The organism is Ewingella allii (assembly GCF_044430645.1).
In the GTDB taxonomy this organism is placed as follows: Bacteria; Pseudomonadota; Gammaproteobacteria; order Enterobacterales; family Enterobacteriaceae; genus Ewingella; species Ewingella allii.
Genome location: NZ_JAWUDN010000006.1, coordinates 63,578 through 88,461, shown reverse-complemented (window position 1 = coordinate 88,461; position 24,884 = coordinate 63,578). Strand labels below are relative to the sequence as shown.

Here is a 24,884-nt window from a genome sequence, read left to right as displayed (position 1 = left end):
TTAGTCAATAAGTGACCGGTGCCACATTTTGCCAAGGTGCCACCGAATGGCGCCGGACCAGCGTCGGCATAAAACAGTGCGACACGCCGGTTTCAAGCTGGTTGGCTGCCCCTTTTAAGGCCAGCTCAGTGGCCAATGTCGCCATGGAAACAATGGGATAGCGCACCGTGGTGAGTTTTGGGCTGGTGTAGCGCGCAATGGGAATATCGTCGAAGCCGACCAATGAGAAATCTTGCGGAACGCTGATGCCGTTCTCTTTCAGCACTGCCAGCGCGCCTGCGGCCATGGAGTCGTTATAAGCAAACACCGCACTCAGCTGTAGGTTGCGCCCCAGCAGCTCCACCATGGCCGCTTCGCCGCCTTGCAGGTCAGGTGAGCCCTGCGCGCGCCAGCTTTCCGGCGGCGGTTGACGTGTCTGCGTCAAGGCGGCTGACGTGCCCTGCATCATCGCCGTCAAATAGCCCTGCTGGCGCTGCAAATCATCTTCAATCCCATGGTTGGAACCGATGTAACCGATGCGCTTATGCCCCTGCGATAGCAGTAATCGCGTGGCCATTTCAGCACCTGTGACATTGTTGAGCGACACGCAGCGGTGCTCATAGCCGGGGATCACCCGATTAATTAGCACCATGCCCGGCACCTGATTGAGAAAGTGGGACAGCTCGTCGTCACCCAGCGCTTTCGCGTGCACAACCAGAGCATTACAGCGTTGGCGGATCAGCACTTCTATCGCGTGGCGCTCTTTCTCCGCCTCGTGATAGCTGTTGCCAATCAGCACATATTTTTGGTGACGCTGCGCCACGGTATCGACGGCCTTAACCAGCGCGCCGAAGAAAGGATCGGAGACGTCCATCACCACCACGCCGATAGTGTCGCTGCTCTGAGTTGCCAGCGCCTGCGCATTGGCATTCGGCCTGTAACCCAATGCAGCCACGGCCTGTAATACCAACTCACGCGCCTCTTTACTGGCGATCGCGGGGTTGTTTAACACGCGGGAAACGGTCGCCACTGACACACCGGCCAGCTTCGCCACATCACGAATGGTGACCATGGGTCGCTCCAGATTGTGGCAATAATGGCTGCGCCTGCGTGGGCAGATTAATTGAGCTAACTGATTGAAAAGAATAAGGAGGAAATGAAAAAGTTCGTGCCCAGGTGGAGAACAAAGAGGTGAAAACAGACAGCAGTACAGTGATCATGGTGTTTCCTGTTTTTATCGGCTAACGCTGCACGAGCGATATCCTAAACATTTTGTGAAAACACCTGCGTGAATCTCGTCACAGGAAAGAAAACGTTTACATACAATTTTGCAACGTTTATCTCATATTTATAATTTGTGTGAATATTAGTTCAGGATTTTCTCCTCAACACCTGAGGCGCGAGACGTCAGTTTGCGCCAGATCCACTCCATCGGTCCCTGCTTGAAATAACGCAGCCAGGCTAAGGTCACTAGCAGGTTAATGACCCACACGGCAGGCACCAGCGCCACCAGCTGTAGGCGGTCGAAGTGCTGGTAGAAGCCAAATACGTTGAAGAAAGTGGTGCAGATCAGAGTTTGTAGCAGGTAGTTGGTGAGCGCCATGCGGCCAATTTGTGAAATCCAGTGCGCCAGGCGCAAGCGAGAAAGCAGCGGCCAGAAGCCGTAACAAAGTGATAAATAGCCCACAGCCTGTATCAGGCTGCCCACTTCGCGCGGGGCCTGTAGCAAAAAGCCGCTCCAGCGATAGTCCCATTGCAACTGCCACTGCATGGTGATGGCCGGGATTTGAATCAGCCATGAAAACGGTAACAGTAGCGCCGCAAGGTGGCGGTAGTGACGCAGGCTATAGGCTCCGCGCAGCCAGCCGCTGCGCATCAGCCCTGCTCCTAGCAGCATAGCGCCTGCCAGCTCCCAGCCGTACTGTACGGCAATGGCGATCAGGCTTGATGACAACAGGTCGAGGCGGTTAGTGATAGCTTCCATCCCGCCCTTTAACTTCCAATATTGCTCATATTGCAGCTGCGCCGGGCCGGGCAACCAGAAGCTGCCAGGCTGTGGATTGCTGATAAACCCGAGCATCAGCAGCACCGCGACGCCAATCAAATAGAGCATAATGCCGGTATTAATCAGCGACTGGCTACTGCGCCCTTCTCTGACCAGACGCCAGCACACCAGACCAATCAATCCGTAGGAGAGCAGGATGTCGCCATCCCAGAAGAACGCCGCGTGTAACAGGCCGCAAAGCAGCAACAGTGACAACCGCGCCTGAATCCAATGTTTGCCGCGAGGCAGCAGCAAGTAAAGACCGCCGCCAAACAGGATGGCGAACATCATGAGGAATTTGCCCTGCGCCAGCAGATCCAATACCGCCCAGGTCCATGCGTCGCTGCTCGACGGCTGGCCGTTAAAGGCCGGATTGAGATAAGCCGCCTTCGGCAGCCCAAACGCGCTGATATTGAGCAGTAAAATGCCAAGGATGGCGATGCCACGGGCAAAATCGAGGGTGGCAATGCGCGGGCGGATTCCTGAAGGTTTTGTCATGAAAGTTGGCTGCAAAGTGGATGACATCAGAAAATGAGTATGCCAGATAGACTAGCGGCACCTAAAAGGTGCCGCAACTTAAAGCTTTCAACTGTCTTTCGACCGTCTTTCGAATGAGTAAAAACGCGATTAGCTCGCGTGTCTCACGGTGCGCAGGAATTCTTGACGCGTGTTCTGGCTCGACTTAAACAGGCCGCCGAGTGACGTGGTGGTAGTGGCGCTGGTCGCATCACGGATACCGCGCGCTTTAACGCAGTAGTGCACGGCATCAATCGACACCGCCACGTTGTTGGTGCCAAGCAGAGTTTGCAGGGCTAACAACACCTGCTGGGTCAGACGCTCTTGAACCTGCGGACGCTGGGAGAAGAACTGCACGATGCGGTTGATTTTCGACAAACCGATCACTTTATCTTTCGGGATATAAGCCACGGTGGCTTTGCCGTCGATGGTCACAAAGTGGTGCTCACAGGTGCTGGTCAGGGTGATATCACGCACGGTCACCATTTCATCCACTTTCATCTTATTTTCGATGACGGTGATTTTGGGGAAGTTGGCGTAATCCAGGCCGGAGAAGATCTCATCGACATACATTTTGGCGATGCGGTGTGGCGTTTCGGCCAGACTGTCATCTGCAAGGTCAAGATTGAGCAGCTGCATGATGCCGGTCATATGCTCTTTGATTCGCTGTTTACGCGTTTCGTTGTCGATCGGCAGAGGCTCACGCAGTGGGGTTTCCAGACCACGGGCCAGTAATGCCTCGTGTACCAGAATGGCTTCTTTACTCAAAGTTGACATAGTTATTCTCCAGCAGGTCCCGCAAGTGTCGTCAAGTTGACGCAGATCACACCAAAATGAGGTGGCTTACTGTAGTGGAGTGCGGATTCATAATCCAGTGATTGTGATTCATGATGAGTGAAATAGCTGCAACTTATCAATATTGCACAAATGGAGGCAGGACGAGGCATTCCGTCCGGCACCCAGAGGGGAAGCCGGACGGTCTGGAAACTCAGAAGCTGTATTTTACTCCCAGAGTCACAGTATAAAACTCGTTTTCCATACTGCCTGAATCTTTAAATTTCGTGTAGCTGCCGTCGGAGCGATCGTGGGAACTCACGGAGCCGCGCTTCTCTTGATACTGATTCCAGCTCCCTTCCAGATAAACCTTTGCCTGTGGCGTGACGTAATAGCCGACATCCGCCACGACGGCGTAATAGCGAGCATTATTGACATCATCTTTGAATGTGGTGTTTCTGGCATAATGCTCGTCATTAGCATTGGCACTGACCCAATTGCTGTATTTAAACACCAGGTTAGTTTCGAATTTCTCATATTGGTACCGGCCCACCAGCCCGATATAAGGCAGTTTAAACTTCTGCTTGTAACCAATAGAGAGTTCTCCACGAGGCCAATTGCCGATGTCATTACCACTGTTGTAATTGTAACTGCCGCCTTTCGCCAGCCAGCTAAATGCGCTTTGTTGATAACCCGCCAGCAGCCCCAGCCGATATTGCTCTTCATTTAACAACCAACCTTTAATATTGATATCAAATTCGTTGGCATAATTAAGCTTGGTATTCGAGTGGCTTGACCAGTCGGTCCACTGTGATTTAGAGGTATCCAGCCAATCATAGTCATCCATTGACGCGCCGGAAGAGGCCAGCGTGGTCCAGCCGTTAAAGCCGAGAGAGGCCCATGGCGAGAAGTCCCACGCGAAATCCCCTTTAATAATGGCGGCATTATTATATTTCCAGTTCAGTTGGCTCACTTTGCGTCCCCCCTCTTCTGGATCATACACCCGCTCTTTTGCTTCCCCTTGCAGCTGGCCTAATGAAAGCCCAACAGTGACCTTCTCCGGGGTAAACCAAGAAGGGTCGGTTTCTGCCAGCGCCAAAGAGGGGGCGGCAGTCATAGACAGAACACAAGCTGTATAATAAGAGGCCTTTTTCATTGTTGCTCCTTGCATTAGATTAAATAAACAAACGCGTTATTAATTCATCTAAATAGTGATATCCCGTTGTTAAAAACCTTGCGGCTTTTAATCACTATATCGGCACCAAGGCACAACTCAATAGCCAGTAGCCAAGATTCTTCTGTGTGGGAAAAACTACAAACAAGAGGATGTGTAGATAATTATTTCGAGAAAGTATTTATCGGGGTAATACCTTAGACTATTCGCTTATTAAAACTCAAAAATCAGAACAACCAAACTCAAACCTAAATATATTCTTAGTATATTTTTACCCAATCATTTATCTTTGATTTATAAATTATTACTGATAAAGCTAATTATATAATTACGGGGAATATTTAATAAATAAACATTCCCCTAATATATATTATGCTTTGGCGCTGGCAACGCGTTGCCCCGGACGCCCGACCACTAAGGCACCAGCAATAATAAAGCCTACCAGCGCGACATACAGCGCAGGTTCAAGACGGTGAGTCAGCGCAGTCGAAATAGCAGAAAGAATCGGCCCGCACAGCTGCCCCACCGCGTAGCCGGTGGTTAACAGCCCTGCCAGATAACGGCTGTGGTCTGGCGCCAATTCGCGGCCATATTGCAGGCTCAGCTGCACCACGCTCAGGAAGCCGCCGCCCACCAGCACCGCACCTATCACCAGTCCGCTGACGCCTGGGATCACTTCGGCAGAGAGAATCCCTAACCCCTGTGCCCACAGGGTGAGTGCCAGACGAGTATGGGTGGTCAGGCAGTGACGGGTCAGAATGCCGATGATAATCCCAATCACCGCCGCTCCGCCGAACACCGGCCAGACGAACTGGGCAAACAGGCTTTCGGGGAAACGCGCGCTGGCCATCTGCGACAGGAAGGTGGCGGGCAGAATATAGCCGAATCCGGCCAGACTGTAGCTCCACACCAGACGCTTCAAGGTCGGCGTCATTTTCAACGGCTCAGTCGCCACGTGGGTGCGGTGCAACTCGCCGGTTCGCGGCAGGTTGACGCTGATCAACGCAATAAACACAAAGGCCAGAACGCCATACACCGCCCAGGCCTCGGCCGAGCTGAGCTGCAAGCTGTGAATCACCACCGCCAGAATCCCACTGAGGAAGATACCCGCCCCCGGCCCGGCGAAGACCGCCGCGCCCAGCGCCGGACGGCCAAAGTGGTGCAGACGCTCATTGCACCACGCGGACACCAACACCATCGCCCAGCCGCTGGTCCAGCCAATCATAAAGCGAATCACGCTGTGGAAGACTTCACCAGTGACCGCCGCCGAAATAAGCGTCAGCGCCACCGCGCCCCACAGCCCAAGCCACAGGCGGCGCTCAAGATGCCGACTCGCCTTCATGGCGTCATAAGCCCCGCACAGGTAGCCCAAATAATTGAATGCCGCGACCAAGCCCGCGCCCGTTAGCGTGAACTGATGTTCAGCTATCATTAATGGCACCTGAGGCGTAAAGGCAAAACGGCCTATCCCCATGGCGACGACAAATGCCAGAAAACCGCTGAGTGCTACACGAAATGCCATAATGCTCCGCCCTGTTTTATTGTTTTTTACAATTTCGCAACATCTAACAAACATAGAGAAAGTGTAACGACTAAACACCCTCTTTTGTGCATAGGTGTTAAAACTAAGTTGTGGATCATCATGCCTTGCGGATACAATCACGAAAAGTGAATAATAATGACCAAGTTGTTTCTTATTAGAGAATTCACTCAGAAGGCAATCTCGACATTTCATCATCAAGAGGGTGGCGATGGACCTGACACAATTGCGTATGTTTTGCAGCGTAGCGGAAACCGGCTCGCTGGCGCGCGCTGCCGAGCAGCTGCATCGCGTGCCCTCCAACCTGACCACGCGCCTGCGCCAGCTCGAAATCGAGTTGGGCTGCGACTTATTTATTCGCGAGAAGCAGAGAATTCGCCTGTCGGCGATGGGCCACAATTTTCTTAATTACGCCCAGCGCATTCTGGCACTGAGCGATGAAGCCATGAGTATCACCCACGCCGGTGAGCCTGCCGGGGGTTTTGCGCTCGGCTCAATGGAGAGCACGGCGGCGACCCGTCTACCCAGCCTGCTGGCGGCTTATCATCAGCATTACCCTCAGGTGTCGTTATCACTCAATACCGCTACGTCGGGAGAAACCATTGATGGCGTGCGCGATGGCAAACTGGCCGCCGCGCTGGTCGATGGGCCGATTGATTATGACGATATCAACGGCTGTATCGCCTTTCGCGAACGTCTGGTGATTATCTCGCCGCAGGGGGAATCCCCTTTCGACACTCCGCCAGGGCGCGGCGGCCATACGGTTTTTGCTTTCCGCGCCACCTGCTCTTATCGCACGCGCCTGCAGTCGTGGATTAAACACACCGGGCTGGCTGTCAGCAATATTATGGAAATTCAGTCCTATCATTCGATGGTGGCCTGCGTCGCCAGCGGGGCGGGCATTGCCATGGTACCGCGCAGCGTGCTGGATCAACTGCCGGGCAATGAACGGGTGCAAGCCCATGAAATCGAAGACAGTTTCGCCGATACCGCGACGTGGCTTATCTGGCGGCGTGACGCTTTCACCCCTAACGTGCGGGCGCTTAAAGAGCTGATCATCGCGCAAAACGGCGGCGTCGTGCCGTTACTCAAACACCCCATTGCTGGCGAGTTAGAACAACCAGCAATATGAGCCCACAGTCATTGAAGCTGTATCAAGGGCGACAATTTATAAAACAGGAGCAATACCATGGAAATGATCAAAACTCGCGCAGCCGTTGCATGGGGCCCTAACCAGCCACTTTCCATTGAAGAAGTGGATTTAATGCCGCCGCAAAAAGGCGAAGTTCTGGTGCGCATCGTCGCTACTGGCGTGTGCCATACCGATGCTTACACCCTGTCCGGCAAGGATCCTGAAGGGGTATTCCCGGCGATTTTGGGCCATGAAGGCGGCGGCGTAGTCGAAGCCGTGGGCGAAGGCGTCACCAGCGTCGCGGTAGGCGATCACGTCATTCCGCTGTACACCCCAGAATGTGGCGAGTGTAAGTTCTGTAAATCTGGCAAAACCAACCTGTGTCAGGCGATTCGCACCACGCAGGGTAAAGGTTTGATGCCAGACGGCACCACCCGTTTCTTCAAAGACGGCAAGCCAATCTTCCATTACATGGGCACTTCCACCTTCTCTGAATATACCGTGGTGCCTGAAATCTCCCTCGCCAAAATCAACAAAGAAGCGCCGCTGGAAGAAGTCTGCCTGCTGGGCTGTGGCGTCACCACCGGCATGGGCGCGGTGATGAATACGGCCAAAGTGAAGAAAGGCGACACCGTTGCTATCTTCGGCCTCGGTGGTATCGGCCTGTCGGCAATTATTGGCGCCGTGATGGCGGGCGCGGGTCGCATCATCGGTATCGATCTCAACACCAGCAAATTCGACCTGGCGCGCAAACTGGGTGCAACCGATCTTATCAATCCAAAAGATTTTGATAAGCCGATTCAGGACGTAATTGTTGAAATGACCGACGGCGGCGTGGACTTCTCGTTCGAATGCATCGGCAACGTCAATGTAATGCGCTCTGCGCTTGAGTGCTGCCACAAAGGCTGGGGTGAATCGGTAATTATCGGCGTCGCAGGCGCGGGTGAAGAGATTTCAACTCGTCCCTTCCAACTGGTCACAGGCCGCGTATGGCGTGGTTCTGCCTTTGGTGGCGTCAAAGGCCGCACCCAGCTGCCGGGCATTGTGCAGCGTTATCTCGACGGCGAGTTTGCCTTGAATGACTTCATCACCCACACCATGGGTCTGGACGACATTAACGAAGCCTTTGATTTGATGCACGATGGGAAATCCATTCGTTCCGTTATCCACTTTAATAAATAAGGGAGCCTAACGGTGAGCAGCTCGATAGAACTACTCGAAGAACACCGAATGTTTGGCGGTTGGCAACAGCGCTACCGCCACACCTCCAGCAGTTTAAATTGCAGCATGACATTCAGCATTTATCTGCCGCCGCCGCGTGATGATAATCCGCCGCCGGTGCTCTATTGGCTGTCAGGTTTAACCTGCAACGATGAAAACTTCACGATGAAAGCCGGGGCGCAGCGCATTGCCGCCGAATTGGGACTGGTGCTGGTGATGCCAGACACCAGCCCACGGGGCGACGACGTGCCCAATGACGAAAATTATGATTTGGGTCAGGGCGCGGGGTTCTACCTCAACGCCACCCGCGCGCCGTGGGATGCCCACTTCCGTATGTATGACTATGTTATCGACGAGCTGCCGCAAATCATCGCCGGGCATTTCTCCGTCAGTGATAAACAGTCAATCTGCGGTCACTCCATGGGCGGCCATGGAGCATTGGTGTTAGCCCTGCGCAACCCGCAGCGTTTCCGCTCAGTATCAGCTTTCGCGCCCATCGTTAACCCTTGTCAGGTGCCTTGGGGGCGTAAAGCTTTCAGCGCCTATTTGGGCGATGACGAGAACCAATGGTTGCAGTACGACAGCTGCCACTTGCTGAATACGCTGCCCAAGGATCAGAAACCCTTCCCGATCTTGATCGATCAGGGCGACGACGATCAGTTCCTTGCCGATCAGCTCCAGCCATCCAAGTTGGTTGAGCTGGCGCGTCAGCAAGGCTGGCCGTTGCAGATCCGCATTCAGCCGGGCTACGACCACAGCTACTTCACGATTGCGACTTTTATCGAGGAGCATCTGAGGTTCCACGCGCAGTGGTTACACGGGTAAATTTGGAAGGCGTCCAAATCCGCTTTATTTAAGTTCAACGTCAAGGTCGTGGGCGTCGGCCCACACCGACCAAGGGAGGCGTAAACGCGCCTCCCTTGGAACCCTGCGTTATTTTGTTCGATGACCGAGGCTGCGCAGGGTGGGAATGCGCTCTAATTACTATTTCACTTCACAGGCTCAAACGGCAGGCCTAGAGAGTGGAAGAATACCGTGGCTTGCGGCAGCCAGAGTTTCACGCCGTCTTTAGTGTCGAAGAATATGTGGGAGTTTTTACCGAACACGCCGATATCCACCATCTTCGCTTCATGCGCTGCGCCTATCGTGTGGCTGTAATAAGCCGAGAACATCTGCTGTGGCATAGGCTGCGGCCAGTTTTGATCGTTGTCGCCATAGAACCACAGTGATGGATAGCGGGCCTGTTTGCCGTAGGCCGCGTAGGTGGCGACCAGCCTTTGCGGCCAATCGCTGCAGGTGCGCATCCGCAGCCCGCCGGAAAAGTTCACCAAGCCCAGCACGCCGGGGATCTGCTGGGTACCGAGCGCGATAGTAGTCAGGCCGCCATCTGACTGCCCTGCAATCACCATGCGCGTTCTGTCGACATAAGGCAGTTTCACCAATTCATTAATCGCCGCCGCAACGTCCCGCGCCTCGTCTAAACCATGTTTGTAGATATCGCAGTGGTCGTCAGGATAGCGCCCTCCTGAACCCGCAAAGCCTTCACGCATAGGGATGGCGACAACATAGCCGCGCTCGACCAAGGCAGCCGCCACTCGCAGATGTCTCGAGCGTTTTTGATCTCGGGCCTTGCCGGGGTTTTTACCGTGGTTGAGCACCACCATCGGGAAAGGTCCCGGCCCCGAAGGTTTGAAAATAGTGGTTTGCAGCTCAACCGTGCGATCGCCAAGATGCGCCGCAAGCATCACCACCTGCTCATTAAGCCGCGCATCGAGTGGCGGTTCTGCGCTGCTCTGCCCCGCCCTGGCCATTGAACAGCCGCCCAGCGCCAGAGAAAGCGCCGCGGCGGGAAGCCATGTCAGAGAAAAACGCTGGATGGAATTCGGTAAGAAAGGCTCCATAAGCTGCTCTATACCTCAATTATTTTTCATTAATTTCAGCTGGCGTTTTACGCCGCAGAGTGAGGCATGAGATAACGCCTCGCAACTATATAAGGAGAGGGTTATTTTTGGATCAAGTGGTAAACATTGATTAACAACCCCGCATTGTAACCGGCGGTAAATTCGCCACATTCGCCCCTATTCTTTCGTTATTACACTGTCGATCCCACCTCAGCTTTGAATCAGATGAATCTGCGTTGTTATCTCAACTCACTCAACTAGTCTTAATAATTCATGCACATTTAATGCATCAACCGGTGAAGAGAGGACGAATAATGAGTAAGCGCGATCAATACACCATGCAAAACCCTGTGACGCAGTACAGCAGCGATGGCTTCCCTAAGCAGAAGCAACCCGCGCCAGGGCTTGATGCCAAAATGCAGCCAAAACCCGATCATGGCGAAGAGACTTACCGTGGCTCAGGGCGACTCGAAGGGCGTAAAGCCTTGGTCACCGGTGCCGACTCCGGCATTGGCCGCGCCGCCGCCATTGCCTATGCCCGTGAAGGGGCCGACGTCGCCCTCTCCTATCTGCCCGAAGAGCAGGTGGATGCCGAAGAAGTGGCGAAATACATTATTGAGGCTGGCCGTAAAGCCGTGCTGATCCCGGGCGATATCAGCAATGAAGATTTCTGTAAACGTCTGGTGGAGAAAGCCCGTTCCGAGCTGGGCGGTTTAGATGTATTAGCACTGGTCGCGGGCAAGCAGGTGGCGGTCACTGACGTGACGGAATTAACCACCGAGCAGTTCAGAAAGACCTTCGAAACCAACGTTTTCGCCATGTTCTGGATAACCAAAGCGGCTATCCCGCACCTGCCCGCTGGCTCGACGATCATCACCACCTCGTCAATTCAGGCCTATCAGCCGAGTGAGTTCCTGCTCGACTACGCGTCGACTAAAGGCGCCATCATCACTTACAGCCAAGGCTTGGCGAAGCAGGTCGCCGAGAAAGGTATCCGCGTCAACGTCGTTGCTCCCGGCCCAATCTGGTCAGTGCTGCAAGTCAGCGGCGGGCAGCTTCAGGAGAATATCCCCGACTTCGGTTCCGACACCCCACTTAAGCGCGCCGGACAGCCTGCCGAACTGGCCCCAAGCTATGTTTTCCTCGCCTCTCAGGAGTCTAGTTACATTACTGGGGAGGTTATTGGGGTGACAGGTGGGAAACCTATTAGTTGATGGGTTAATGGGTTGGGCGACCCAGATTCGCCTTTTAAATTCCAATTCAACTTCAACTTCAAAACCGTGGGCGTCGGCCCACACCGTTTTAAGGTCAAAACCGTGCGCTGCCGCCACACCGGCCTCAAGGGGCGCCTATCGCCGCGCCCCTTGAGAATCCCCGGCTCTTTACTACGCGCTCCGCTCGTGGGGCGGACGTGTTACAGTTACACCTGTTCTCCACCGCAAAATGTCGCCGCTTAGGCGGTGCCTTCGCTGCGGGATTCAAGCCTCAGGTCTTGAACCTCTTGCTCAGCGCCATTTTTGACTGCGGTTTTGAGGCATTTCGACCGTACCGTTTCAATAGATTTTGCTTTGCTCCCTCCCCTATTTAGAGGAGGGTTGGGGTGGGGTATTTCTCACATAAGCCGCTGAATTTTCTGCAATACCTCCTCCCAGCCCTTTTCAGGGGGAGGAGCAAAACAAACCAAAACCCACTGAAAAGGCACGGTTGAGAAGCCAGTAGGTCGCGTTCAGAAGTGACGCCGAGGGAGTGGTTCGAGACCTATGGCTCGAAACCCGAACTGAGGGAACCGCCTAAGCGGCGACACTTCGCGACAAACACTGTGGCTACTGAAACATGTCCATTCCGACCCTGCGCAGCCTCGATCTCCCAACAGAAAAAACGCGGGATTGCACAAGGGGGCGCGTTTACGCCCCCTTTGCCCGGTGTGGGCCGGCGCCCACGGTTTTGAAGGGCTTTTCCAAAAGCCCTCCCTTCTTACCCTTTTAATTTCGGATCTAACGCGTCCCTCAACCCATCCCCTAACAGGTTAAACGCCAGCACCGTCAGGAATATCGCCAGGCTGGGGAAAATCGCCACGTGCGGGGCCATAACCATGTCGGCGCGGGCTTCATTGAGCATCGCGCCCCACTCTGGCGTCGGGGGCTGGGCGCCCATGCCGAGGAACGACAGGCTGGCGGCGGTGATGATTGAGGTGCCGATGCGCATGGTGAAATAGACCACGATGGCTGACAGCGTGCCGGGCAGAATGTGGCGGAACAGGATGGTGAAGTCAGAAGCGCCAATGCTGCGCGCCGACTCAATATAGGTCTGGCGTTTCAGCACCAGCGTATTGCCGCGCACCAGACGGGCAAAGGCCGGGATGCTGAAAATCGCCACCGCGATAATCACGTTCGACATGCCGTTGCCCATTACGGCTACCACGGCAATCGCCAGCAGAATACCGGGGAAAGCAAACAGCACGTCGCAGACGCGCATAGTGATGCGATCCCACCAGCCTTCGTAGTAGCCCGCCAGCAGCCCAAATACCGTGCCGATAATGCCGCCCAGCACCACCGACAGCACGCCCGCCGCCAGAGAAATACGGGCACCCATCAAAATACGGCTGAAAATATCCCGCCCGAGAGAGTCAACGCCCAGCCAGTGAATCAGTGAAGGACCTTCATTCAGGCGGTCGTAGTCAAAATAGTTTTCAGCATCAAATGGCACAATCCACGGGGCCAGCGCAGCCACCGCAATCATCAATAAAATGAAGACACCCGCCGCCAAGGCAATGTGCTGTTGGCGAAAACGCCGCCAGAAAGCCTTCCAGGGTGTGCGCACCTGCTGCTTTTGCACCGACTCCGCGGTTATCACCGGCATCGAGGCCAGCACGGCATTACGCCGCCAGTTTTTCATGCGCATGCTCACTTGTAACGAATTGAAGGGTTGATAACTGCATAAAGCATGTCGACCAACAGGTTGATCAGGATGAACTCCAGTGAGAACAGCAGCACCTCGGCTTGAATCACCGGGTAATCGCGCATTTCTACCGAATCAATCAACAGACGCCCGAGGCCCGGCCAGTTGAAGACTTTCTCCACCACGATAGAGCCGCCGAGCAGGAAGCCAAACTGCAGGCCCATCATGGTCACCACCGGGATCATCGCGTTACGCAGGCCGTGTTTCACCACCACCAGCGTTTCGCGCACGCCCTTGGCACGCGCGGTGCGCATATAGTCCTCTTGCATCACCTCGACAAAAGAGGCGCGAGTGAAGCGGGCCATGATCGCCGCAACTGCCGCGCCCAGCGTGATTGAAGGCAGAATGTAGTGCTGCCAGCCGTCTGCGCCTATAGTCGGCAACCAGCCGAGCTGCACCGAGAACACCTGCATCAGCAGCATACCGAGGGCAAACGCCGGGAAGGAGATGCCGGAGACCGCCAGCGCCATGCCCACGCGGTCAGGCCAACGATTGCGCCAAACGGCAGACACCACGCCAATCACCAGCCCGAAAATCACCGACCAGACCATGCTGGTGAGCGTCAGCCACAGGGTGGGCAGGAATCGCGAGCCAATCTCATCAATCACCGGGCGCTTCGACACCATTGAGTGGCCGAAGTCGCCGCGCAGAGCGTGGCTGAAGAAGGTGAAAAATTGCTGGTAAAGCGGCTTATCGAGGCCCAGATCTTTGCGAACCAGTTCAACAACGCTCTGGTCAGCATCCTGCCCCGCCGCCAGTCTCGCCGGGTCGCCTGGTAGCAAATGTACAAACAGAAAAACCAACACTGCCACAATGAGCAGGGTTGGTATCAATCCGAGTAATCGTTTTAGGAAGTAATTCAGCATGACAGATTAACTGCGCCCATTAAAAAAACCTCTGAGACGTTAGCAAGAAACAAATTCACGGGGAAGCCTGGCGTGAGGCCCTCTTTGAGCACCCCACTCCCTGCTTCCCCTAATGAACTGAGCTAGTCGAAAGTGATTACTTCACGTCCGCATCGTCAAAGTTGAATGAGGTATCCGGCATCACGTAGAAGCCGCTCAGGCGCTTGTTCTGAGCAGAAACCAGACGCTCGGTGACCAGGAAGGCCCAAGGTGCGTCATCCCAAATTTTGGTCTGCGCATCTTGATACAGCTTGGCTTTCTCGGTTTTATCTGTAGTTTTCAGGGCATCGGCCAAGTCTTTATCCACCGCCGGGTTGCTATAGAACGCGGTGTTGAACTGCTTAGGCGGTGCTGACTGAGTGGCGAACAGCGGCGTCAAGGCCCAGTCTGCTTCACCCGTAGAGGCTGACCAGCCGGTGTAGAACAGGCGAACACCCGCATCTTTCTGGCCGACGTTTTCCACCTGAGCGGCACGCTGCGCGGCGTCAAACGCGGTCACGGTGACTTTGATGCCAACCTGAGCCAGCTGCTGTTGAGCAAACTGAATCACTTTCTGCGCGGTGCTGCTGTTATGCGAAGACCACAGCGTAGTGGTGAAACCGTTCGGGTAGCCCGCTTCTTTCAGCAACTCTTTGGCTTTGGCCGGGTCGTAAGGCCAAGGTTTGAATTTCGCAGCATACTCGATGCCCTGCGGCAGCGGGCCTTCTGACGGCACGGCGTAACCGGCAAAGGCCACTTTGATCAGCGCGTCTTTGTTGATGGCGTAGTTGATCGCCTGACGAACTTTCAGGTTATCAAACGGCTTCTGCGTCACGTTGAAGCTGATGTAACGGTGCAAGATTGACGGCGCGGTCACCACGTCAAGCTTGGTGTTTTTCTCCAGCAGCGCGGTTTGCTCGTAAGGCACTGGGAAAGCGAAATCAGCCTCACCGGTTTGCAGCATCGCGGCGCGGGTGTTGTTATCCACCACCGGGCGGAAGGTAATAGAGTCGAGCTTCGGCTCGCCTTTCTTCCAGTAACCGTCGAATTTCTTCACTTTTACGAAGTCAGTCTGGTTCCACTGGTCCAGCACGTACGGGCCAGTACCCACCGGGTGGAAGCCGATGTCTTTGCCATATTTGGTCAGCGCCGCCGGGGAGATGATCACCGCAGACGGGTGAGCCAAGTTGTTGATGAAGGCTGAGAATGGCGTCTTCAGGGTGATTTTCACCGTGTTGGCGTCAACGACTTCGGTCTTATCGATATTTTTGAACAGGTTGTAACGCTTGAGGTGGCTGTCAGGGTTGCTGGCGCGATCAAGGTTAACTTTTACGGCTTCGGCGTTGAAGTCGGTGCCGTCCTGGAACTTGATCCCCGGATGCAGCTTGATGGTGTAAACCAGACCGTCTTTGCTCACGGTGTAGCTTTCAGCCAGCACGTTGACCAGTTTCAGGTTTTTATCAAAGCCAAACAGGCCCTGATAGAACGATTTTGCCACCGCCTGTGACAAGGTGTCGTTGGCATCATACGGGTCAAGAGAAGTGAAGTTAGACCCAACGGCGATAGTGACGTCTTTTGCTGCCCATGCAGAGCCGGAAGCCAGTCCGCCAACCACGGCGACGGCGAGGATGGCTTTGCGAAGCACTGCCTTACCCTTCAATGTTTGCATCCAATTTTCCTTTTTATAATTGCCTGTCAAAGTGACTTATCTTTTATGACTACACCTGAATCAATACAGGCCGCCAACGGCGTGCCTTGCAACATAATGCCCCTCGGCAACGCGCACTAATGGCGAAATAACAGGCTCATCATGCAGTGCGCGGATCGGGCTTGGAATATCATCCACCAGCAGCGCGTGATCTTTGCTGCGATGGGCAGGATCAGCAACCGGAACGGCCGCCATCAGCTTGCGGGTGTAAGCATGTTGAGGATTCTCAAACACCGCGCGTCTTGGGCCAATTTCAACAATTTGCCCCAGATACATCACCGCCACGCGGTGGCTAATGCGCTCCACCACCGCCATGTCATGGGAAATAAACAGGAAAGCGATACCAAACTCGCGCTGTAAATCCATTAGCAGATTGACGATCTGCGCCTGAATCGACACGTCGAGCGCCGAGACGGACTCATCGGCAATCACCACTTTCGGGTTGAGCGCCAGCGCGCGGGCAATGCAAATTCGCTGCCGCTGGCCGCCTGAGAACTCGTGCGGGTAACGCTGCGCGTGTTCCGGCAGCAGCCCCACTTTCTCCAGCAGCCACGCCACTCGCGTCTCGGCCTCTTTGCCGCGCGCCACGTTGTGTACCAGCAGCGGCTCCATAATGGAGTAGCCGACGGTCAGGCGCGGGTCGAGCGAGGCATAAGGGTCCTGAAAGATAAATTGTATATCACGGCGCAAATGTTGCAGCGCCGGGCCTTTCAGGTCGGTAATGGTCTGGCCGTTGAAGGTGATGCTTCCACCCTGACTTTCCACCAGCCGCAGCAGAGAACGCCCGGTGGTGGATTTGCCACAGCCGGACTCGCCCACCAGCGCCAGCGTTTCGCCGGGATAGAGGTCGAAACTGACTTTTTCCACCGCGTGAACCTGACGCGTGACGCGGTTGAGGATGCCGCCACGCAAGTTGAAACGGGTGACCAAGTCGCGAACTTGCAGCACAGGCTGCGCGCCCGGTTTCAGCGTATCTTGGGTTAAATCCGCCGGTGATTCGGCCAGCTCTTCATCATGGACCAGCAGCGGGAAACGCGCCGGCAGATTCTTGCCGGTCATCGCCCCGAGCTTTGGCACGGCGGAGAGCAGCGCCTTGGTATAAGGGTGCTGAGGCGCGCGGAAAACCGTGCTGACATCTCCGACTTCCACCTTATTACCGCGATACATCACCAGCACGCGGTCGGCAATTTCCGCCACCACGCCCATATCATGAGTGATAAAAATCACTCCCATATTCATCTCTTTTTGCAACACGCGGATTAGCTGCAAAATTTGCGCCTGAATGGTCACATCCAGCGCGGTGGTTGGCTCATCGGCCACCAGTAGTGCCGGTTTGCACGACAGCGCCATGGCTATCATCACCCGCTGGCGCATCCCGCCGGAGAGCTGGTGCGGGTAGCTGTCGAGAATGTTTTTCGCTTCAGGAATACGCACTAAATCCAGCATGCGCAGGGCTTCGGCGCGGGCGGTACGATGATCTTTCCCCTGATGCAAACGGATGGATTCGGCAATCTGCTCGCCCACCGGGAACACCGGATTGAGGGAGGTCATCGGTTCCTGAAAAATCATCGCGATATCGGCACCGCGCAGCGAGCGCATCGCAGATTGCGACGCCGCGGTGGTGTCCACCACTTCGCCATTGCGCCGCCGGAACAGCACCTGCCCCTGGGTGATCTGCCCGCCGCCCTGCTCCACCAGACGCATCAGCGCCAGAGAGGTGACGGATTTCCCCGAGCCGGACTCGCCAACAATCGCCAGCGTTTCGCCACGATGAACGTCGAAACTGAGATTGCGCACGGCCTCAATCGCCTGACCTTCATGGTGAAAACGCACGCTGAGGTCGCGCGCGGCCAGCACCTGATTGTCCGGCAGGATCAGTGGCTTATCGGTAGATGGCTGCATTTGGCCGCTCTCCCACGTAAGCCACGCCGCGATACATGCCTTCGCTATTAAACGGCAAGGCCACGTTGCCCAAGCTATCCACGGCAATCAGGCCGCCGGAGCCGTCGAGGGCCACCAGTTTTTCCATCACCACTTTGTCTGTCGCTTGCTGCAAAGTTAGCCCCGCGTAATCCATTAACGCTGCCACGTCATAAGCCGCAACGCAGCGCATAAAGACTTCACCCGTGCCGGTACAGGACACCGCCGCCGTCTGGTTATTGGCATAGCAGCCCGCGCCGATAATCGGCGAGTCGCCCACGCGCCCGGCCTGCTTGTTGGTCATGCCGCCGGTCGAGGTCGCCGCAGCCAGATTACCCTGAGCGTCGAGGGCCACGGCACCTACCGTGCCGAATTTGCGATCGGCATCGAGAGGATCGTCAGATCCCGCCGCCGCGCCGTCATGATCAAGCACCACGCCGCTTTCGCTGGCAATGGCGCGAGTCAGTTGGTCATAGCGGTCTTGAGTCGAAAAGAAGTCGGCGGCCACCATTTCCTGCCCGTGATTACGCGCAAAACGCTCGGCACCTTCGCCGGTGAACATCACGTGCGGGCTGACTTCGAGGATTTTGCGGGCGGTAAGAATAGGGTTACGAATATGGTTAACGCAGCTAATGGCGCCTGCGTCCAGAGTGCGGCCATCCATAATGCTGGCGTCCAGCTCGTGGGTGCCTTGATGAGTAAACACCGCGCCGGTTCCGGCGTTGAATAACGGGCACTCTTCGAGCAGGCGCACGGCTTCGGTCACGGCATCTAAAGCGCTGCCGCCCGCCGCCAAAATCTGCTGCCCGCTGGCGAGAATGCTCTCCAGCGCCTGAAGATAGCGCTGCTCTTTTTCAGCACTCATGGCGGCTCGGGTAATAGCCCCGGCACCACCATGTATCGCAATAACCGGACGCTTTTCGTCCAAAATAGAAGCATCAGGAGCAGGAGTCGTAGAACTCATTCGCGCTGTACCCTGTGTTAATAAAAGGTTAGATCGAGCTTTTTTTGACTATATTTAGCCCGCTACAGTATGTAAAGCAGAAATGTATAACCAGAATTAATAAGCTAATTGCTTAGAATATTTAGGAAAATTAAATAATGGGATCGTATAAACAGGCGAGACAAACGTCTAAATAACAGGAATAATAAACGTCCTATCCCCAAAATAATTTACGTTACGGCTGGGTGCCAAATGCCCCGCTGATGCGTAGCATAGAGGGGATTTCGTGGTGCAAGGTGTCTCTGGCAAGGCTTCCCACTCTCTTAAAACGGCTTTTACATACTCAAATGCTCAAGTTTTCGTAGGATGGCAACCCGCCGGACAGCGAAGGATGAAGAGTACTCTTAGGAAATAGGTTATGGATACTGTGTACAACCGCCGCCGGATTAACGTTATCTCGTGGCTGAGTTACTTTTTTACCGGCGGACTGGTTTCTACGCTAGGTATTGTTATCGGGCCGGTCGCGACCGCGTTCAATAAAGATCCGGCGTTTATTGGTTTGATGTTCTCCCTGATGAACATCGGCCTGTTCCTGCCGATTATGGTCAGCGGCCTGCTGATGCGTAAATTCGATTTGGGCAAGCAGCTGATCACCGGCTCGGTGATTTCTGTGCTGACCTGTATCGCCCTATTCCTGATGCCATCTATTACCCTGTTCGGCATTGGCGTGTTCCTGATTGGCTCCACCGCTGGCCTGATGATGTCGATTGGCAGCTATCTGGTAGTGCGTATCAATGACGACCCGAAAAAGCGCTCTGCCAACCTGATTTTCACCGACTTCTTCTTCGCCCTCTCCGGTATGACCCTCTCCCTGCTGCTCGGTTTCCTGTTCAAGCATGGCGCGAGCTGGCTGGCGATGTACGGCATCATGGGGACGCTGAGCCTATTGATGATTTTGCTGTGCGTTGGGCAGAAATTCCCGTCCGTTCCGCAGCCGGAAAAAAGTGTTTCTAACCAAGATGTGGCGAAAGAGCCTTGGGGCATCGCGGCCTACGTGCTGTGCTTCGCGCTGTTCGCGTTTGTCTTCAGCGAGCTGGTATTTACCCTGTGGATGCCAAGCTGGCTGCTCGAGCACTTCCATCTGGATGCTGACCGCTCGGCGTTTTACATCACTATTTACTGGACGGTGAAGGCGATTGGCCTGTTCCTCAACCAGTTCACCGTGCGTTTCGTCAAGCTGCGCACCTTCCTGCTGATCTCCGCCATTGTTGGCCTGATTAGCCTGAGCGTCGTAACACATAGCGAATCCACTACGCTGGTGATGATTGGCGTGGGCGTCTTCGGCTTCTGTAACTCCGGTATGTTCTCTGGCCTGATGAGCTACGGCAGCCTGCAAGTGAAGAAATCGCCACCAACGCTGACTTCGGCGCTGCTGACCACGGCGTCAGTCGGCACCTTGATCTTCGCCTCTTTCTCCTCCTTTATTCACCGCGAATTCGGCCTGTTCTGGGCGCTGAATATCGCCAGCATCTCTTATGTGCTGCTGGTGATTGCGGTGGTGATTGCCGGGATTAAGAGTAAAGCGGAAAAAATTCACCACAACGCGTCGGCGCACTGATCGCCCGCTAACCGTGGTTGAAGCATAAAAAAAGGGAAGACAGCGATGTCTTCCCTTTTTGCATTCTGCGCAACAGATTTGGTTTTCGCGTTAAAGCTGCGGTGCCTGTTGCAGGCTGTTTACCCAGCCGGTGGTCGGCTGCTGGATCAGGCGGCGAGCGCGGCCGTGGCGGCGCAAGATTAACCCCTGATCCTGCATTTCACTGAGGTCGCGGCGAATCGTTTCTAAGCTGACATTCAGCCATTCGGCCAATTCGCTGACTTGAACTACCTCATGTTCGTCCACCAACCGAAGGATCGCTTGATGGCGGTTTTTTTTCATCACAATGCAACTCCCGACGGCAATAGACATTAATTTGTGCGCTACATCACAAAACTTTCGGTAATAATACCTAGGTTTTCATATTAATTTCGGGATCGATCTCAATTTTTCTGTAAAAGTTATTCACGCTAACTCTCGATTTATTGACCGCCGTTTTCTCTTCCTTTGCGTAGTCTGACATAATGATCCCATGCTTTTGCCCCACTCAGCCGCCAACACGTCGGCAGGCACACAAGGAATTTATGATGGAATTCAACACCGCAGGTCTTATTTCGCTGCAAGACGCAATGGACAAAATGCAGGGGCACATCGCCTCGAAAGCCCCGCCAGACGCTGAATCCGTGCCGCTGACCGCCGCCGCGGGTCGCATTACCGCCGCGCCGGTGCGCTCCCCAGTCTTCGTGCCGCCCTTTGATAACTCGGCGATGGACGGTTACGCCGTGCGCTGCGCCGACCTGCACGACGGCGCGGTGCTGCCGGTGGCGGGCAAAGCCTTCGCCGGCGCGCCTTTTAACGGCGACTGGCCTGCGGGAAGCTGCATTCGCATCATGACCGGCGCGCCGGTGCCGCAGGGCGCGGACGCCGTCATCATGCAGGAGCAGGCCGAAGTGAGCGACGCGGGCGTGCGCTTCACCGCCGACGTTCAGCCGGGCCAAAACATCCGCCTGATTGGTGACGACATCAAACAGGGGGATAGCGTCTTGGCCAAAGGCGTGCGTCTCGGCGCGGCGGAGTTGCCGCTGCTGGCCTCGCTGGGTATTGAGCAAGTCGAAGTGTTCATGCCGCTGAAAGTGGCGATTTTCTCCACCGGCGATGAGCTACAGCCCGTCGGCACGCCTTTACAGGAAGGCCAAATCTATGACACCAACCGCTTTGCCGTTCGCCTGATGCTGGAGCAAATGGGCTGCGCGGTGCTGGATTTAGGCATTATTCGCGATGACCCGCAGGCGCTGCGCCACGCGTTTGAACAGGCCGATGACTATGCGGATCTGGTGATCTCCAGCGGCGGCGTCTCGGTGGGCGAAGCCGATTACACCAAAAAGATGCTCGACGAGCTGGGCGAGATTGGCTTCTGGAAACTGGCGATTAAGCCGGGCAAGCCTTTCGCCTTCGGCAAACTGAAAAATGCCTGGTTCTGCGGCCTGCCGGGCAATCCGGTCTCCGCCGCCCTCACCTTCTACCAAATGGTGCAGCCGTTTATCGCCGGGCTAAGTGGTTACAGCAGTTGGTCGCTGCCTCCGCGCTTTAAAGCCAAAGCCGTGACGCCGTTTGGCAAATCGCCGGGGCGTTTGGATTTCCAGCGCGGCATTTTCACCACCAGCGCTACGGGCGAATTAGAGGTGCGCAGCACGGGGCATCAGGGTTCGCACGTATTTAGCTCCTTCAGCCAAGCCAACTGTTTTGTGGTATTGGAGCGCGAACGTGGCCGCGTAGCCGCTGGCGAATGGGTGGATGTCGAACCTTTTAACGCCCTGCTGAGAGGCTAACGATGAATACACTGCCTGAACTGACTGACGCCGAAACCCTGCGCTACAACCGCCAAATAGTGCTGAAGGGCTTTGATTTCGACGGGCAGGAGAAGCTGAAAGCCAGCCAGGTGCTGGTAGTTGGGCTGGGCGGTTTAGGCTGTGCCGCCGCGCAATATTTGGCGGCGGCAGGCGTGGGTTCAATGACGCTGTTGGACTTCGACACCGTGTCACTCTCCAACCTGCAACGGCAGATTCTGCACACCGACGCGCGCATCGGCATGCCTAAAGTGGCCTCTGCCGCCGAGGCTCTGGCGGCAATTAACCCGCACGTGGCGCTGACGCAGATTGACCACCAGCTGGACGAAAGCGAGTTGCAGGACGTCATCGCTCGCTGTGATTTAGTGCTGGATTGCACCGACAACGTGGCCATTCGCGACCAGCTAAACCGCGCCTGTTTCCAGCTCAAAACGCCTTTGGTATCAGGGGCCGCCATTCGCATGGAAGGCCAGCTGAGCGTGTTTACCTATCAGCCGGACGAGCCTTGCTATCGCTGCCTCAGCCGACTGTTTGGCGAAAACGCCCTGACCTGCGTCGAAGCCGGCGTTATGGCCCCGCTGGTCGGCACCATTGGCAGCCTGCAAGCCATGGAGGCCATCAAACTGCTCACCCACTTCGGCCAAACCCTGCGCAGCCGATTACTGATGTTTGACGCCATGACCATGCAGTTCAGAGAGATGAAACTGACCAAACACCCCGGATGCGAAGTTTGCGGCAATCCTTAAACGCTAATTTCACGCATAAAAAAACCGCCTCTCGGGGCGGTTTTTTGTGGAGCATTTAACTGGCAATCCTCAAAATCATTCGCGTTGCATCAAGGCGGCAACTAAGCGAGACCCCGGGAGCATACACAAGTATGTGACCGGGGCGAGCGCAGGCAGCCAACGCGGAGGCAGCGCGAAGGATGCAGAGGATTTAGTTATCGATGCCCTTGCTACGCAGATAATCTTCATACGTACCTGAGAAATCGACAATCTTGTTCGGCGTGATCTCGATGATGCGCGTTGCCAAGGAACTCACGAACTCACGGTCATGGGAAACGAAGATTAGCGTGCCTTCGTACATCTCCAGCGCCATGTTCAGTGATTCGATGGATTCCATATCCATGTGGTTGGTTGGCTCATCCATAATCAGGATATTTGGACGATGCATCATCAGTTTGCCGAACAGCATGCGGCCTTTCTCACCACCAGACAGCACTTTGACTTTCTTCTTGATATCGTCCTGACCAAACAGCAAACGGCCTAAGATGCCGCGAACTGCCTGCTCGTCATCCTTTTCGGATTTCCACTGGCTCATCCAGTCGAATACGTTCAGCGTCTCATCGAATTCATATTCGTGATCCTGCGCGTAGTAACCGATTTTGGCGTTTTCGGACCATTTCACGCTGCCGCTGTCTGGCTCAAGGTCGCCTACCAGCGTTTTTAGCAAGGTCGATTTACCGATACCGTTGGCACCGAGAATGGCGACCTTCTCACCTACTTCCAGCATCAAACCCAGATTTTTAAACAGCGGGCCGTTATCAAAACCTTTGGTGAGTTTTTCCACTTCCAGCGCGTTACGGAACAGCTTCTTATCCTGCTCGAAACGGATGAAGGGGTTTTGGCGGCTGGACGCTTTGATTTCGTCGAGCTGAATTTTATCAATCTGACGGGCACGCGAGGTCGCCTGTTTAGATTTAGAGGCGTTGGCACTAAAGCGGCTCACGAAAGATTGCAGCTCAGCGATTTGCGCTTTCTTCTTGGCGTTGTCGGCAGTCAGGCGCTCACGAGCCTGAGTGGCCGCCGTCATGTACTCGTCGTAGTTGCCCGGATAAACGCGCAGTTCGCCGTAGTCCAGATCCGCCATATGAGTACAGACCATGTTCAGGAAGTGACGGTCATGCGAAATGATGATCATGGTGCTGTTACGCTCGTTCAGCACCTGCTCCAGCCAGCGAATGGTATCGATGTCCAGGTTGTTCGTCGGTTCGTCGAGCAGCAGAATTTCTGGGTCGGAGAACAGCGCCTGAGCCAGCAATACGCGCAGTTTAAAGCCCGGGGCGATTTCGCTCATCGGGCCATAATGTTGCTCAACCGGAATACCCACGCCAAGCAGCAGCTCACCGGCGCGAGATTCCGCGCTGTAGCCATCCATCTCGCCGTAAGCCACTTCCAGATCGGCCACTTTATAGCCGTCTTCTTCGCTCATTTCTGGCAAGGCGTAAATACGGTCACGCTCTTCTTTCACGGCCCACAGCTCGGTGTGGCCCATGATAACGGTGTCGAGAACGGAGAATTTCTCGAACGCAAATTGGTCCTGACGCAGCTTACCCAGACGTTCGTTCGGGTCGAGCACGACGTTACCGCCGGAAGGCACTAAGTCGCCGCCGAGGATCTTCATGAAAGTGGATTTACCACAGCCGTTCGCGCCGATCAGGCCATAACGGTTGCCGCCGCCAAATTTCACGGAAATATTTTCAAATAACGGCTTGCTGCCGAATTGCATGGTGATGTTGTAAGTACTTAACACAACGCTCGCTCTTAATTAGGAATGTGATTTGGCGCGCATTATGCCACAACGGCACAAGGAGATCGCCTCCTGGCGTGGTCATTTTTCAGGCAGGTGGTAGGTATTTGTCCGAGGAAGGGCATGACGCGGCGCTAATTTGCGTTATTTTCGGAACCGAAGCCGTTTCAAGACCACTCATTGGGAAAATCCCCTGCTGACAGGCGGGGTTCTATTG

The 24,884-nt window shown here is 55.0% G+C and carries 20 protein-coding genes; 7 read left to right on the top strand and 13 right to left on the bottom strand.

Going from position 1 to position 24,884, the window contains the following annotated elements:
- Window positions 1-4: 4 nt before the first annotated feature.
- The 5 genes from galS to SBO83_RS14365 form a co-directional block, all read right to left on the bottom strand.
- Entirely contained in the window at window positions 5-1,051 is a 1,047-nt protein-coding gene (galS, locus tag SBO83_RS14385; RefSeq protein WP_396131983.1) for an HTH-type transcriptional regulator GalS, read from the bottom strand.
- 294 nt (window positions 1,052-1,345) lie between these two features.
- Complete coding sequence (gene yeiB / locus SBO83_RS14380) at window positions 1,346-2,521, bottom strand: DUF418 domain-containing protein YeiB (protein ID WP_396131982.1); 1,176 nt, start codon at window positions 2,519-2,521, stop codon at window positions 1,346-1,348.
- A 129-nt stretch (window positions 2,522-2,650) separates the two neighbouring features.
- The gene (folE, locus tag SBO83_RS14375; RefSeq protein ID WP_034789049.1) at window positions 2,651-3,316 is read right to left on the bottom strand and encodes a GTP cyclohydrolase I FolE; all 666 of its coding nucleotides are present in this window, start codon (window positions 3,314-3,316) and stop codon (window positions 2,651-2,653) included.
- A gap of 211 nt (window positions 3,317-3,527) precedes the next feature.
- A complete protein-coding gene (locus SBO83_RS14370) occupies window positions 3,528-4,469 on the bottom strand; it encodes an omptin family outer membrane protease (RefSeq protein ID WP_396131981.1) in 942 nt (313 codons plus the stop codon).
- Window positions 4,470-4,857: 388 nt separating this feature from the next.
- Entirely contained in the window at window positions 4,858-6,009 is a 1,152-nt protein-coding gene (locus tag SBO83_RS14365; RefSeq protein WP_396131980.1) for a YbfB/YjiJ family MFS transporter, read from the bottom strand.
- A 229-nt stretch (window positions 6,010-6,238) separates the two neighbouring features.
- Between SBO83_RS14365 and ptrR the strand changes: the two genes are divergently transcribed.
- From ptrR to fghA, 3 genes are read left to right on the top strand one after another with little or no spacing between them, the layout of a single operon-like run.
- Window positions 6,239-7,159 (top strand): putrescine utilization regulator PtrR, encoded by a 921-nt coding sequence (gene ptrR / locus SBO83_RS14360; protein WP_396131979.1) that lies wholly within the window; start codon window positions 6,239-6,241, stop codon window positions 7,157-7,159.
- A 57-nt stretch (window positions 7,160-7,216) separates the two neighbouring features.
- A complete protein-coding gene (locus SBO83_RS14355; protein WP_353501507.1) occupies window positions 7,217-8,341 on the top strand; it encodes an S-(hydroxymethyl)glutathione dehydrogenase/class III alcohol dehydrogenase in 1,125 nt (374 codons plus the stop codon).
- 12 nt (window positions 8,342-8,353) lie between these two features.
- A complete protein-coding gene (fghA, locus tag SBO83_RS14350) occupies window positions 8,354-9,205 on the top strand; it encodes an S-formylglutathione hydrolase (protein ID WP_396131978.1) in 852 nt (283 codons plus the stop codon).
- Window positions 9,206-9,369: 164 nt separating this feature from the next.
- Here the strand turns inward: fghA and SBO83_RS14345 are convergent, their stop codons facing one another.
- Complete coding sequence (locus SBO83_RS14345) at window positions 9,370-10,281, bottom strand: prolyl oligopeptidase family serine peptidase (RefSeq protein ID WP_396131977.1); 912 nt, start codon at window positions 10,279-10,281, stop codon at window positions 9,370-9,372.
- A 314-nt stretch (window positions 10,282-10,595) separates the two neighbouring features.
- Here SBO83_RS14345 and SBO83_RS14340 point away from each other — a divergent pair, with 314 nt between their 5' ends.
- The gene (locus tag SBO83_RS14340) at window positions 10,596-11,495 is read left to right on the top strand and encodes an SDR family oxidoreductase (RefSeq protein ID WP_396131976.1); all 900 of its coding nucleotides are present in this window, start codon (window positions 10,596-10,598) and stop codon (window positions 11,493-11,495) included.
- A gap of 760 nt (window positions 11,496-12,255) precedes the next feature.
- On the opposite strand, the gene gsiD is transcribed toward SBO83_RS14340, so the two are convergent.
- The 5 genes from gsiD to SBO83_RS14315 all read right to left on the bottom strand — a co-directional run bounded on the left by gsiD (window position 12,256) and on the right by SBO83_RS14315 (window position 18,715).
- Window positions 12,256-13,182 (bottom strand): glutathione ABC transporter permease GsiD, encoded by a 927-nt coding sequence (gene gsiD / locus SBO83_RS14335; protein ID WP_353501503.1) that lies wholly within the window; start codon window positions 13,180-13,182, stop codon window positions 12,256-12,258.
- A 2-nt stretch (window positions 13,183-13,184) separates the two neighbouring features.
- Complete coding sequence (gsiC, locus tag SBO83_RS14330; RefSeq protein WP_100937647.1) at window positions 13,185-14,105, bottom strand: glutathione ABC transporter permease GsiC; 921 nt, start codon at window positions 14,103-14,105, stop codon at window positions 13,185-13,187.
- A 136-nt stretch (window positions 14,106-14,241) separates the two neighbouring features.
- Window positions 14,242-15,792, bottom strand: coding sequence for a glutathione ABC transporter substrate-binding protein GsiB (gsiB, locus tag SBO83_RS14325; protein ID WP_396131975.1), 1,551 nt, complete (start codon window positions 15,790-15,792; stop codon window positions 14,242-14,244).
- 60 nt (window positions 15,793-15,852) lie between these two features.
- Window positions 15,853-17,733, bottom strand: a complete 1,881-nt coding sequence (gene gsiA / locus SBO83_RS14320; protein ID WP_396131974.1) for a glutathione ABC transporter ATP-binding protein GsiA — start codon at window positions 17,731-17,733, stop codon at window positions 15,853-15,855.
- Window positions 17,714-18,715: an isoaspartyl peptidase/L-asparaginase gene (locus SBO83_RS14315; protein WP_396131973.1), complete on the bottom strand. Its 1,002-nt coding sequence runs from the start codon at window positions 18,713-18,715 to the stop codon at window positions 17,714-17,716. Before SBO83_RS14315 ends, gsiA begins: the two co-directional genes overlap by 20 nt.
- A 397-nt stretch (window positions 18,716-19,112) precedes the next feature.
- Here SBO83_RS14315 and tsgA point away from each other — a divergent pair, with 397 nt between their 5' ends.
- Complete coding sequence (gene tsgA, locus SBO83_RS14310; protein WP_154147479.1) at window positions 19,113-20,312, top strand: MFS transporter TsgA; 1,200 nt, start codon at window positions 19,113-19,115, stop codon at window positions 20,310-20,312.
- A gap of 90 nt (window positions 20,313-20,402) precedes the next feature.
- On the opposite strand, the gene SBO83_RS14305 is transcribed toward tsgA, so the two are convergent.
- Complete coding sequence (locus SBO83_RS14305) at window positions 20,403-20,633, bottom strand: DeoR family transcriptional regulator (RefSeq protein WP_034788997.1); 231 nt, start codon at window positions 20,631-20,633, stop codon at window positions 20,403-20,405.
- A gap of 242 nt (window positions 20,634-20,875) precedes the next feature.
- Here SBO83_RS14305 and moeA point away from each other — a divergent pair, with 242 nt between their 5' ends.
- Window positions 20,876-22,120 (top strand): molybdopterin molybdotransferase MoeA, encoded by a 1,245-nt coding sequence (gene moeA / locus SBO83_RS14300; RefSeq protein WP_396131972.1) that lies wholly within the window; start codon window positions 20,876-20,878, stop codon window positions 22,118-22,120.
- A gap of 2 nt (window positions 22,121-22,122) precedes the next feature.
- Window positions 22,123-22,884, top strand: a complete 762-nt coding sequence (moeB, locus tag SBO83_RS14295; protein ID WP_396131971.1) for a molybdopterin-synthase adenylyltransferase MoeB — start codon at window positions 22,123-22,125, stop codon at window positions 22,882-22,884.
- A 190-nt stretch (window positions 22,885-23,074) separates the two neighbouring features.
- Here the strand turns inward: moeB and SBO83_RS14290 are convergent, their stop codons facing one another.
- Window positions 23,075-24,670 carry an ABC-F family ATPase gene (locus SBO83_RS14290; protein WP_072009864.1) on the bottom strand — a complete coding sequence of 532 codons (1,596 nt, stop codon included), beginning with the start codon at window positions 24,668-24,670 and terminating at the stop codon, window positions 23,075-23,077.
- Window positions 24,671-24,884 lie beyond the last annotated feature (214 nt).